Origin of the sequence: Streptomyces sp. NRRL WC-3618, from assembly GCF_001280005.1 — a bacterium.
Taxonomy (GTDB): Bacteria; Actinomycetota; Actinomycetes; order Streptomycetales; family Streptomycetaceae; genus Streptomyces.
The window spans coordinates 1-11992 of the sequence record NZ_LGDW01000098.1; the positions used below are offsets into that span (position 1 = coordinate 1).

Here is an 11992-nt window from a genome sequence, read left to right on the forward strand (position 1 = left end):
ACAGTGCAGATCCGTGCCCAAAGCCGAGGTCAGAGCAGTATTGAGATGCGCTTCACCTCCCCCGTGAACGGGGGAGCACTGCGCAAGATCAAAGGTAGAACCGACCCGGAACGCGTCGTCCGTACGGACTGACCAAGTAACGGCCTTACCAAGTAACGGAGTTACGGAGTGAGGTGCCCGCGCGGAGAGGATGCCGCCGGGCACCCTCATCTCGTGCGGCACCGCCGCGTCCCGGCGATCCCGACACCGAGATGCGGCCCTCCTTGATTTAGCGCTTGCGTCAACCCGACGACCTGTGGCTAATTTGGACTGCCGCGTGTCCGAAAGGGGCCTGACCACCCCCGTGATGACGCGCGCATGCCATTGGCTGGCCGGGGGGTCCGCCACGGGGGGAGGGACGCATTCTCATGCTGCGATACGGGCGCTCTGTGGACGCCATGTCGAACGCCGCTGCCTGCTGTGCCTGCCCGCGCGGAGTGGCCGCGGGCTGACCGCGCGTGTCACCGCCGCCTTCGGGCGGCCACCTCAGACTGCCTTCGTTCGCTGTGAAGGATGCTCACTTGCGTCATACATCAGGGTTCCTCAGACCCAGATCACTCTCATCAACCGTCTTCACCACCGCGATCACGGGGATCGCGACCTTGGCTGTCCTCGGTGGTGTGGCCGTTCAGCCGGAACTGCGGGACATCGGGCGGGACACCGAGCTGGCGGACTCCTCGTACGACTGGTACGAGGACACCGCCGACGAAACGTTGCGCCAGGACCAGTGCCTGATGTCCGACGTGCTGCGCCTCGGTGGTGCGTCGATGGCGGCCACGGCGCAGGACGCGCTGAACCAGCCGCAGGACAAGCTGCACACCCTGGCCAACCGGCAGCACTGGGAGGACACCCCGCTCGCCCAGGCGTACAAGGCGGACCGTGCCGCGGCGTCCAAGGAACTGGACGTACTCAACAGCCAGCGGGACACCTGGCAGAAGCCGCTGGACGGTCTTGAGACCCCGGCCGGCTTCACCGTGGCGGGCTTCCACTGGCCGCCCGGCTCGCCCGGCGACGGCCGGCAGGACTTCTACGAGCAGACCGGTCTGACGAACTGGGTCGCCGACCGGTTCTGGAAGTCCGAAGGCGACTTCTACGAGGACCCCACGCCGAAGGCCGACGAGCAGACGGTGAAGGCCGTCAAGGACCTCGGTACGCCGCTGTACGGCAAGGACCCGGTGGCGGCCAACAACCCCGACTGGAACCGGGACCTGGCCGAGCACGACGGGTTCGAGCACCTGTCCGCCTGGTCCTTGGAGCCGATGGGCGCGGACAACGCCCGGATCTTCCTCGGCGCGGGCGGTTTCCCGCGTACGGCGCCGCAGCCGGGGACGGCTGAGTACCGGGTCGCGGTCGAGGACCTGAAGACGCGGTTCGCGTCGTGCGCGTGGCGTGATCCGATGGACCCGAACAAGGTCCAGGGAGACATGCCGGGCACGGCCGCGCGGGAGTGGCAGCGGGAGATCGCCTCCCAGGCCACGCAGCGCAACCAGATTCTGACCGCGAACAAGGACGCCACCAAGGCCCTCGCCACCGGCGCGAAGGCGCTGGGCGACATGCTGGGGCACTCCTGGATCGCCGACCGTCTGGCCCGTTGGCAGGACTACTGGTCCGCGGGTGGCCTGGGCTGGATCGGCGACAGCCCCGTGACCATCGAGGTGCCCGGTGCGAAGGGCATGTGTCTGGACGTTCAGGGCGCCGGGAAGACCAACGGCACCCCGGTCCAGGTCTACACCTGCAGCACCAGCGCGGCACAGCAGTGGACGCTCGAAGGCAGCGAGGACAACCTCCACCTGCGCAACGTCAACTCCTTCAAGTGCCTGGACGTGGCCGGCAACAAGTCCACGAACGGCACGAAGATCCAGATCACGGACTGCTACAGCACTCCGGGTCAGGTGTGGAAGGGCGACGTCCGCTCCTCTTCCCAGCTGAAGAGCGTCACCACGGGCAAGTGCCTGGATCTGAGCGCGTTCACCAAGAGCACGGACTCGCGGCTGTGGGACTGCAAGGACACCAGTGCGCAGAAGTTCCTGATCAAGCCGTCCGGTCACCAGGGCACCGACTCTCTGTCCTACCCGGACAAGGCGCAGTTCGACAAGGCGAAGAAGGGCGTCACCGACACCCAGGCCGCCGCGAAGAAGCAGCTCGCGGCGGTGAAACTCCAGTTGGACAACGCCAAGAAGTCGGCAGCCACCTCGGATGCCGCCGAGCAGACGGCGAACGGCATCGCGGACGCAAGCGGCGCGCCCCAGGGCCGCGGTCTGCTGGTGGGCCAGCAGAAGGCGCAGGTCACCAAGGGCATAGTGGCCGCGTTGACGGCGATGGTGAAGGCCGGCGAGACGGCGGAAGCCGCCACGAGGGCGGCCGCCGGTGACAGTGCGACGATCGCGCAGCGCGCGTTGGCACAGGCGGCGCAGGTCAACGCGGAGTTCCGCAAGGAGGCCGCGCACAAGGCCGAGTTGCAGGCGAAGGCGGCTGCCGACGCGGCGAAGCTGCACCGGGACACCGCGAAGGCGGACAAGGAGCTCGCCGAGGCGAAACTCACCACCGCGCTGAAGGCCGAGGGCGACGCGAAGGCGGCCGCCGCCGACGCGCACGCCAAGCGGCTGGCGGCCGAGGCCGAGGAGAAGACGGCCAAGGCGGAGAAGGAGACCGCCGCGGCCAGGCAGGCCGAGGCGGCCCAGTACAAGCAGAGCGCCCAGGCCGAAGCCACCAAGGCCCAGGAGGCCAAGGAAAAGGCGGAAGCCGCCGAAGCCACGGCCGTGCAGCGCAAGAACGGCGCGGTCGAGGCGCGGGACAACGCGAAAGCCAAGCGGGACGACGCGTGGAACGCCGAGCAGAAGGCCGAGGCGGACCGCGCGAAGGCCGACGCCCTGGGCGCCTACGCCGACTCCAAGCGGGCGGGGAGCGAGGCGACCTCTGCGCGCGCCGCCGCCAATGAGGCGGACGGGCACGCGGATGACGCCGAGGCTGCGGCAGGACGGGCCCGTACCGCCGCCGATGCCGCCACCCAGGCCGCGGCTGCGGCGGACGCCGCGGCGACGCGCGCCGAGGCCGCCGCGAAGCGGGCGCGTTCGGACGCCGATGCCGCCCAGGCCGCCAAGCTGAAGGCGGACGCCGCGGTGAAGACCGCGACCAGCGCCGTCGCCGATGCCATCAAGGCATCCGAGCACGCCGCGGGCGAGGCCAAGGCCGCGGTCAAACTGGCCGGAGAGGCCGCGCAGCTGGCGAAGGTCGCCAAGGGCGAGGCGGACGCGGCGAAGCTGGAGGCCGTCAAGGCCGTCGCGGCTTCGGCGAAGGCCGCCGGCTTCGCCCATGTCACCGCGCAGGCCGCGGTCGACGCGGGCAACGCGGCGGCCCAGGTCGCCAAGCCGGCCAACGACGCGATCCAGATCGGCTCCCCCTACGTCACCACCGACTCGGCCGCCGGCCTGGTCGTGCTGACCGGGCAGGCGTCCAAGTCGATCGCGGACCAGCAGAAGGCCGTCGCCGACGCCCACGCCAAGAACGCGCGGGCCGAGGCCGCGGCGGCCAAGAACCTCGCCGATCAGGCGGCGGGCGACGTGAAGATCGCCTACCAGTACGCGGCCGACGCCGCCGCACACGCGGCCGACGCCCGCACCTACTCCAAGGAGGCACTGGGCTACGCGGCCGACGCCGCCGACGCCGCCGCGAAGGCGGCCCAGTCGCTGGCGCGCACCGTCGAGTACGACCGCCAGGCCACGGAGGACGCCGGCGCCGCCGACAAGGCGGCCGGACGCGCCGAGGGCTACGCCCAGGACGCCCGCGCCTCCGCCGACCAGGCCGCGCTCGACGCCCAGGCCGCCCGTGAGGCCGCCGCCGCGGCCGAGCAGGCAGCCAAGGACGCCCGCGCCGCGGCGAGCCGCGCCGACGCCGCCGCGACCGAAGCCGAACAGGCCGCCAAGGACGCCGAAAAGTACGCCAGGGAAGCCCAGGAAGCCGCCGACCGGGCCGAAAAGGCCGAGAAGGGCAAGGACGTCGAAGCCGGTACCGTCCTCGACAAGGACGGCTCCATCGGCAACATGTTCTACACGGTCGACCGCTACGAGAAGATCGGCGAACCCAAGACCGTAGACAAGACGGACGCCTGCGACAAGTGGTACACCCCGCTCGTCTACACCGGCGGCTGCACGATGACGGTGGAGTTCCGTCTCAAGGCGTACCTCAGCCTCTACATGTGCTCCGCCGAGGGCATCGACCCGATGAAGTACATGTGCCCGGCCGGCGCGACCAGCTACGTGGGACCGCACGTCACCGAGGTGACCCAGAAGGTCACGCACACGATCACGATGGCCGAGTTCAACGCGGGCATCGACCCGGTGGACGTCATATTCGGCAGCTGGATCAAGTGCTTCCAGAAGCTCATCCCCGGCGGTAGCGGCGGAGACGGCAGCCAGTGCGGCTGGGTCGTCTTCGACGTCGCGACACTGTTCGCCGGCAAGATCCTGCGGCCCATCGCCGACGCCATCAAGGCGGCCGACGCCTCACTCAGGTTCGGTATCGGGTTCGCCGAGGCCTACGCGGGCCTGCGTGCCGCCGGGCTGTCGGAAGAGGCCATAGCCGGTATCACCAGCAGGATCATCAAAGAGCTGCGCGAACGCTGCTTGAAGGGCAAGCCCAAGAGCCTGCTCCGGGCCGGTGCCAAGGCTGCCCGAGCCGGTACCCCGTGCACCGAGTGGGGCGACGACTACGGCAGCGGAAGCAAGGGGGTGCTGGGTTCCATCGACAACGAAGGGGTCCTGAATCTCGTTGTCCTCGCCGAAGAGGGCCTGACGCCGACCGGCAGCGAAATGATCGCCGACGTCATGGAGAAGATCGGCGGAAACGCGAAGGGGATGCGGGGCACCTGGCTGGGTGGCGGCGACATGAAGGACAATCTGGACAGCTTCAACGCTGGTATCCAGAGCCTCAAGTTGACCGAGGAGGAAGCGGCACGGCTGACTTTCACCGGCAAGATGGCCTCCAAGTACGGATTCAACGGGAGAGTTCAGATCGTGAAGCGGGAAGGCACTCCCGGGAATTACACCAAGGTCGAGGTGGTGTTCTGGAAATGAAGAACCCCAAAATGATCGCGCCCGGCGTTCGCGAGCGCGCGATGCGCGGCGACGACTCGGTGGAGATCGCCCGGTGGGTGAAAGCGGAACTGGGGAACGACACGACCTTCCTCGCGTTCGCCTTCTGCTTCTTCCATGGACTGGGCGTCCCCGTCCACGCGATCAGGCACCTTGAGGGATGGAACGGCGTGGGGGGCGACAGGGACGTGTCCGACGCGGACGTACGAATGAGTCTGGATCCCTATGTCGTGCCCCTCCGGCAACAGCCGTGACAGCACCTCACCTGGCCGCGTAGCGGCGACCGCGTGACACGACCAAGAGGCGACCGCGTCGGTGACGCGGTCGCCTCTTGGCGTACTGCACGGGATTACTGCACGACCGTGATCCGCTTCGCCGCCGGCGGCGTGATCGGTGTCGTGGCCGTGGAGTTGGCGGTCAGGTAGTCCGCCAGCGCCGCGAGGTCGTCCGTGCCGACCAGGTCGTCCGTGCCCTTGCCCAGCGTCGGGAAGCCGTCGCCGCCGCCCGCGAGGAAGCTGTTCGTCGCGACACGGTAGGTGGCGGCCGGGTCGATCGCCGCACCGTTCAGCTTGACCGAGGCGGCGACCAGGCGCTCCGCGCCGGCCTTCGTCAGGTCGAGGGTGTAGGTGAGCCCCGAGGACACCTGGAGCACCTTCGGCGAGGCCGCGTTCGTGCCGCTCACCTGCTCCTGGAGTACGGAGATCAGCTGCGCGCCGGTGAAGTTCTGGAGGTTGACCGTGTTGGAGAACGGCTGCACCGTGAAGCCCTCGGCGTAGGTGACGACACCGTCGCCCTCGGCGCCCTTCGCCGCGAAGGTGAGCCCCGCGCGGATACCGCCCGGGTTCATCAGCGCGAGGTCGGTCTTGGGGTCGAGCTTCTTGCCGTACGCCAGTTGCGCGTCGGCGATGAGGTCGCCCATCGGGGACTCGGTGCCGGTGTTGTTGATGTCGCCGGAGATGTAGCCGATGGCGCGGTTGCCGATGGGCGCCGCGAGGGTGTTCCAGCGGGCGATCAGGTCGGTCATGTCCTGGGCCTTGGCGACGGTCCGGGTGACCACGTGGTTCGCGGAGCGGACGGCCGTACGGGCGATGTCACCCGTCCAGCGGTCGTACGTCAGCGTGGTGTCCGTGTACAGGCGGCCGAAGGACGCGGCCGAGGTGACCGTGCGCGGCTTGCCCGACGGGTCCGGGATCGTGCAGGCGTACGCGGCGTGCGTGTGGCCCGTGACGAGCGCGTCGACCTTCGGGGTGACGTTCTTCGCGATGTCGACGATGGGGCCCGAGATGCCGGAGCCGCCGCCCGCCGCGTCGCAGTCGAAGTTGTACGCGCCGGAGGCCGGCAGGCCGCCCTCGTGGATCAGGGCCACGATCGACTTGACGCCCTGCTTGTCCAGCACCTTGGCGTACTTGTTGATCGTCTCGACCTCGTCCTTGAACTTGAGGCCCTTCACGCCCTCGGCGGAGACGACACCGGGGGTGTCCTCGAGGGTCACGCCGATGAAGCCGATCTTGACGCCGTTCTTCTTCCACACCCAGTAGGGCTTGAGGATCGGCTTCCTGGTCTTCTCGTCGAGCACGTTCGCCGCGAGGTAGGGGAAGTCCGCACCCTTGAACTTCTTGCCCTTGACGTAGCAGCCGTCGGTCGGGTGGCAGCCGCCTTTCTGGAGACGGGCCAGTTCCCTGGCGCCCTCGTCGAACTCGTGGTTGCCGACCGAGGTGACGTCGAGGTCGAGGCCGTTGAGCGCCTCGATGGTGGGCTCGTCGTGGAAGAGGCCCGAGATCAGCGGGGAGGCGCCGACCATGTCGCCACCGGCCGCCGTGATCGAGTACGGGTTGTCTCCGCGCGCCTCGCGCAGGTGCGTGGCGAGGTACTCGACACCGCCCGCGTCGATCGTCTTCGTCGTGCCGTCGGCCTGGAGTTCGGTGACCCGGCCGGAGGAGCCGGACGGCGGCTCCAGGTTGCCGTGCAGGTCGTTGAAGGACAGCAGTTGCACGTCCTGGTAGCGGCTCGGCTTGCCGGCTCCGTGGCCGCCGGGCTTGTGCGCGCTGACGCCCGCGCTCGCCGGAAGAGCGGCGGCGGCGAGAGCGCCGACCGCGACGATCCCGGCGGCGCCGGCGAGCAGCGCGCGCGTACGGCGTCTGCGGCGGTGGTACGGCTGGGGTGTGGCTGGCATGTGCCCCCCTGAGGTTCGCGAAGTACGGAAACGGAAGAGGAAGTACGGAAGAGGAAGAGACAAGAAAGGCAACGCCCGCGAGCGGACGTAAGACGAACGGACGTACGGCATACGGGCGTAAGAAGAACGTGAGAGTTCATTCCGCCCCGGCGCAGCCTAGAGTCAACGCGCGTAGCGCGACAGGGGTTCAGGGTTACGGAACGGTTGCCGCCTCAGGAGATTCACCATGAATCGGGCAGGCCTTACCCTCGTAGCCATGACCAGCGACGACACCGTGCCCCCCGTCCTTCCCGGCCTGTCTCGTTCCATCGACACCCCGGTCGCCCTCACCTCCGAGCAGGCCGAAGCCGTCCTCGAACTGCTCGCGGAGGCCGCCCACAACGACGGCCAGCAGGCCATTTCCGAGCAGGGGCGGCTGCAGTTGCGCGGAGGTGCCCGGCCGGGCGTGTCGCACTTCCTGCTGACGGCGGGCGGCGAACTCGTCGGTTACGCCCAACTGGAGGACACCGACCTGGTCGAGGCCCCGGCCGCCGAACTCGTCGTCCACCCGGCCCACCGCGGCCACGGTCACGGACGCGCCCTCGGCTCGGCCCTGCTGGCCGCCTCCGGCAAGCGGCTGCGCGTGTGGGCGCACGGCGGCCACTCCGCCGCCCGGCACCTCGCCCAGGTCCTCGGCCTCACCCTCTTCCGCGAACTGCGCCAGCTGCGGCGGCCGTTGGCCGACCTGGACCTGCCCGAGCCGAAGCTCCCCGAGGACGTGACGGTACGGACCTTCGTCCCCGGCGAGGACGACGCGGCCTGGCTCGCCGTGAACGCCGCCGCCTTCGCCCACCACCCCGAACAGGGCTCCCTGACCCAACGCGACCTCGACGACCGCAAGGCCGAGGCCTGGTTCGACCCGGAGGGCTTCTTCCTCGCCTTCCGCGAGGGCGAACTCATCGGCTTCCACTGGACGAAGACGCACGCGGCGGAGCGCCTGGGCGAGGTGTACGTCATCGGCCTGGCCCCGGACGCCCAGGGCGGCGGCCTCGGCCGGGCGCTCACCACGATCGGCCTGCGCCACCTGGCCGGGCGCGGGCTGCCCACGGCGATGCTGTACGTCGACGCGGACAACGCGGCGGCGGTCAGCCTGTACGAGCGACTGGGCTTCGAGACCCACGAGACGGACCTCATGTACCGCACGGAGTCGTAACACGATGTACCGCACGGAGTCGTAACACGCGGGCCCACGCGGGCAGTTGCCGGAGGAGGGGGCGGTGATCTTGACACCGCCCCCTCTCTTGGGTCACCCTTTCACTACTCAATTAGTGAAAGGGTGGTTGTACGAGTGGTCGAGTACCGCATCGACAGACGCACCGGCGTCGCCACCTATCTGCAGATCGTCCAGCAGACCAAACAGGCCCTGCGCCTGGGCCTGCTGGAACCCGGCGACAAGCTGCCCACGGCCCGCGAGGTCGTGGAGGCCACCGCCATCAATCCGAACACCGTCCTGAAGGCCTACCGCGAGCTGGAGCGCGAGGGCCTGGTCGAGGCACGACGGGGCCTCGGCACGTTCGTCCGCAAGTCGCTGGGGGCTGCCCCTGCGGACTCCCCGTTCGGCGCCGAACTGGCCGACTGGGCCACCCGGGCCCGCGACGCCGGACTCGAACGCGACGACGTGGCGGCGCTGTTCACCTCCGTACTCGACACGCATTTCAACGACACGCATTTCAAGGGGGACCAGGGATGAGCGACACCGCCATGGAGGCGGCCGGACTCGGCAAGCGGTTCGGCCGGCGCAAGGGCTGGGCGCTGCGCGAGTGCGCGTTCCGGCTGCCGGCCGGGCGCGTCTGCGCGGTCGTCGGGCACAACGGCGCCGGCAAGTCCACGCTGCTGGCCCACGCGGCCGGTCTCCTCAGGCCCACCGAGGGCACGCTCACCGTCCTCGGCACCACCCCGGGGGCGGCGCGTGAGCGCATGGCGTACGTCGCCCAGGACAAGCCCCTGCACGCCCACCTCACCGTCGAGGACACCCTCCGCCTGGGCCGGGAACTCAACCCCCGGCGCTGGGACGCGGCCGTCGCCGGGCGCGTCGTCGCGGAGGGCGCCCTCGACCCCGACGCCAAGATCCGCGACCTCTCCGGCGGCCAGCGCACCCGGGTCGCGCTCGCCCTCGCGCTGGGCAAGCGCCCCGAACTGCTGCTGCTGGACGAGCCGATGGCCGACCTCGACCCGCTCGCCCGGCACGAGCTGATGGGCACCCTGATGGCCGACGCCGCCGAGAACGGCACCACGGTTGTCATGTCCTCGCACGTCGTCGCCGAGCTCGAGGGCTCCTGCGACCACGTCCTCCTTCTCAGCGCCGGCCAGGTCCGCCTCGCCGGCCCGCTGGACGACCTGCTCGCCGCCCACACCCTGGTCACCGGCCCGGCCGCCGCCCTCGACGGGCACACGGTGATCGAGTCCCGTACGACGGGCCGCCAGACCACCGCCCTCATCCGCGTCGGCGGCCGCCTCGCCGGCACCTGGCAGAGCGCCACCCCCACCCTGGAGGAACTGGTCCTCGCCCACCTCCGCTCCCCCGAGGCACCACCCCTGCACCTCGACGCGGACGACGCCACGGACGCATCGGTGGAGGCCGCCGTATGACCACCGTGACCACCGCAGAGGCCCCGGCGCGAAACCGCCCCCGGCGTCCACTCACCCCCCATGGCCTCACCTGGACCCTGCTGCGCGTGCACCGGTCCGCCCTCTGGTTCTGGGTCATGTACGTCGCCGTGATCGCCGCCGCGCTCCTGTGGCTGTACGGGCCTGGCGCCCACGCGGCCATGGACGAGCTGGTGCGCTCGCGCTGCCGTGACGGCGTCATCCCCGAACTCGACTGCGACTCCCCGGGCCCGGCCGGAGCCCGCTGGGACGCGATCGTCGTCCTCGCCGGCTCCATGATCGCCCTCGCCCCGGTCCTGATCGCCACGTGGGCGGGCGGCTCGCTCATCGGCCGCGCGCTCGAGGACGGCACGGCGCGGCTGGCGTGGACGCAGTCGGTGTCCCCGACGCGCTGGCTGGCCGCCCAGCTCGCCGTGCCCGCCGTACTGATCACCGCGGGCATGCTCCCCCTCACCCTCCTGCACCGCATGATGTGGGCGGCCCACCCCGAACTCCGGCCGGGCAGCGGGTACTGGTTCGACAGCCGGATCTTCGATGCCAACGGCATCGTCGCCACCGTCGACAGCCTGTTCGGTCTGGCTTTCGGCGTCCTGGTGGGCATGGTGGCGCGCCGCTCGATGACCGGGCTCGGCGTCTCCCTCGGCGCCACCGGATTCGGCCTGGAGGAGTTCCAGTCCGTGGTCCCCTACCTGTGGCCGGCCGAGACCCGGAAGGTCACGGTCGACTTCTCCGGCTCCCTCGGCATGCCGGCCGGTGAGGGCTCCTACACCGCCACCGGCGCGCGTCTCCCCGACGTGCTGTGCGGCGGCAGGGCCTCGTGCGTCGCCCGCCACCACGTCGTCGGCGAATACCGCGACTACCACCCGGCCGCCCACTTCTGGCCCCTCCAGCTCATGGAGACCGGCATCCTCCTCACCCTCGCGGCGCTGGCCGCGCTGACCGCGTTCGCCCTCCTCAGGCGCCGCACGGGAGCCTCCGTATGACCACCACGACCGCACTCGCGGCACCAGCGAGAGCGCGACGCACCCGCCGGCACCCCCGCGGCCTGGCCTCGGCCATGCTGATCCTGCACCGCTCGGCCCTCTGGTTCTGGCTGGCGCTGGTCGCCGTGGCCGCCGGGGCGACGCTGTGGATGTACGGCTGGGGAGCCGACGCGGCCTTCGCCGAGTTCGTCCGCAAGGGCTGCGCCGACGGGGTCGGCAACAGCGGCTGCGACTTCAACGGCCCCGCCTACGCCCGCTACGCCACCGCCAACACCGTCAGCGGCGGCCTCATCACCTTCGTACCGCTGCTCACCGCCCTCTGGGCGGGCACCGCGCTCATCGCCCGCGAGCTGGAGAACGGCACCGCGCGGCTGGCGTGGACCCAGTCCGTGTCCCCGGCCCGCTGGCTCGCCGCGAAGCTCGCCGTACCGGCCGCGCTGCTCACCGCGGGCACCCTCCTGCTCGTACTCCTGCACCGCCTCGCGTGGGACGCGCACACCGAGCTGTTCCGCGGCAGGGGCCCCCGGCAGTGGCAGGACACCACCAACTACGTCGCCAACGGCACCCTCGCCCCCGCGTACACACTGCTCGGCCTGGCCGTCGGCGCCCTGACGGGACTGCTCGTACGACGGTCCCTGGCCGCCTCCGTCGGCACCTTCCTCGCCTTCCTGGCCCTCCAGTCCGCGATCACGTCACTGCGTCCGTATCTGTGGCCGGTCGAGACCCCGAACAGTGAGAACGGCTTCCCGGACTACCTCGGCGCGATCATCGGCGCCGGCGCCGAGGCCGTCACCGGGCACGACGTCGTCGGCTTCTACCGCGACCACCACCCGGCCTCCCATTTCTGGCCGCTCCAGCTCATGGAGACCGGCATCGTCCTCACCGTCGCCGCCACCGCGACGGCCACCGCCTTCTGGCTGCTGCGCCGCCGCACGGCCTGAGCAAGCCGGCATCCAACCACGCTGGCCCGCATTCCCAGCCCGTCCGGCGATTGAGGACAAGGCCCGTTCAGGGCCGTAGGGGGGTCTGGGGGCGCAGCCCCCAGGGACGCCCACCCCAAC

The 11992-nt window shown here is 70.4% G+C and carries 8 protein-coding genes; 7 read left to right on the forward strand and 1 reads right to left on the reverse strand.

Annotated elements, in window-relative coordinates; genetic code table 11:
* Window positions 1-659: 659 nt before the first annotated feature.
* Window positions 660-5111, forward strand: coding sequence for a ricin-type beta-trefoil lectin domain protein (locus ADL01_RS12545; protein ID WP_324614600.1), 4452 nt, complete (start codon window positions 660-662; stop codon window positions 5109-5111).
* Complete coding sequence (locus ADL01_RS12550; protein WP_159049513.1) at window positions 5108-5383, forward strand: hypothetical protein; 276 nt, start codon at window positions 5108-5110, stop codon at window positions 5381-5383. The genes ADL01_RS12545 and ADL01_RS12550 overlap by 4 nt, the downstream gene beginning before the upstream one ends.
* 95 nt (window positions 5384-5478) lie before the next feature.
* Here the strand turns inward: ADL01_RS12550 and ADL01_RS12555 are convergent, their stop codons facing one another.
* Entirely contained in the window at window positions 5479-7302 is a 1824-nt protein-coding gene (locus ADL01_RS12555) for a bifunctional metallophosphatase/5'-nucleotidase (protein ID WP_053742037.1), read from the reverse strand.
* Window positions 7303-7558: 256 nt separating this feature from the next.
* Here ADL01_RS12555 and mshD point away from each other — a divergent pair, with 256 nt between their 5' ends.
* The 5 genes from mshD to ADL01_RS12580 all read left to right on the forward strand — a co-directional run bounded on the left by mshD (window position 7559) and on the right by ADL01_RS12580 (window position 11872).
* Window positions 7559-8494: a mycothiol synthase gene (gene mshD, locus ADL01_RS12560; protein ID WP_053742038.1), complete on the forward strand. Its 936-nt coding sequence runs from the start codon at window positions 7559-7561 to the stop codon at window positions 8492-8494.
* Between the two features lie 135 nt (window positions 8495-8629).
* Window positions 8630-9031, forward strand: coding sequence for a GntR family transcriptional regulator (locus tag ADL01_RS12565; protein ID WP_053742039.1), 402 nt, complete (start codon window positions 8630-8632; stop codon window positions 9029-9031).
* Window positions 9028-9930, forward strand: coding sequence for an ABC transporter ATP-binding protein (locus ADL01_RS12570; protein WP_053742040.1), 903 nt, complete (start codon window positions 9028-9030; stop codon window positions 9928-9930). Before ADL01_RS12565 ends, ADL01_RS12570 begins: the two co-directional genes overlap by 4 nt.
* On the forward strand, window positions 9927-10931 hold the full coding sequence (locus ADL01_RS12575) for a hypothetical protein (protein WP_053742041.1): 1005 nt from the start codon (window positions 9927-9929) through the stop codon (window positions 10929-10931). The genes ADL01_RS12570 and ADL01_RS12575 overlap by 4 nt, the downstream gene beginning before the upstream one ends.
* Complete coding sequence (locus tag ADL01_RS12580; protein WP_053742042.1) at window positions 10928-11872, forward strand: ABC transporter; 945 nt, start codon at window positions 10928-10930, stop codon at window positions 11870-11872. The genes ADL01_RS12575 and ADL01_RS12580 overlap by 4 nt, the downstream gene beginning before the upstream one ends.
* Window positions 11873-11992 lie beyond the last annotated feature (120 nt).

Excerpts from the sequence above, each read along its gene's own strand:
- ADL01_RS12550 (WP_159049513.1), top strand. The coding sequence starts at position 5,108 with ATGAAGAACCCCAAAATGATCGCGCCCGGCGTTCGCGAGCGCGCGATG.
- ADL01_RS12555 (WP_053742037.1), bottom strand. The coding sequence starts at position 7,302 with ATGCCAGCCACACCCCAGCCGTACCACCGCCGCAGACGCCGTACGCGC.
- mshD (WP_053742038.1), top strand. The coding sequence starts at position 7,559 with ATGACCAGCGACGACACCGTGCCCCCCGTCCTTCCCGGCCTGTCTCGT.
- ADL01_RS12570 (WP_053742040.1), top strand. The coding sequence starts at position 9,028 with ATGAGCGACACCGCCATGGAGGCGGCCGGACTCGGCAAGCGGTTCGGC.
- ADL01_RS12575 (WP_053742041.1), top strand. The coding sequence starts at position 9,927 with ATGACCACCGTGACCACCGCAGAGGCCCCGGCGCGAAACCGCCCCCGG.
- ADL01_RS12580 (WP_053742042.1), top strand. The coding sequence starts at position 10,928 with ATGACCACCACGACCGCACTCGCGGCACCAGCGAGAGCGCGACGCACC.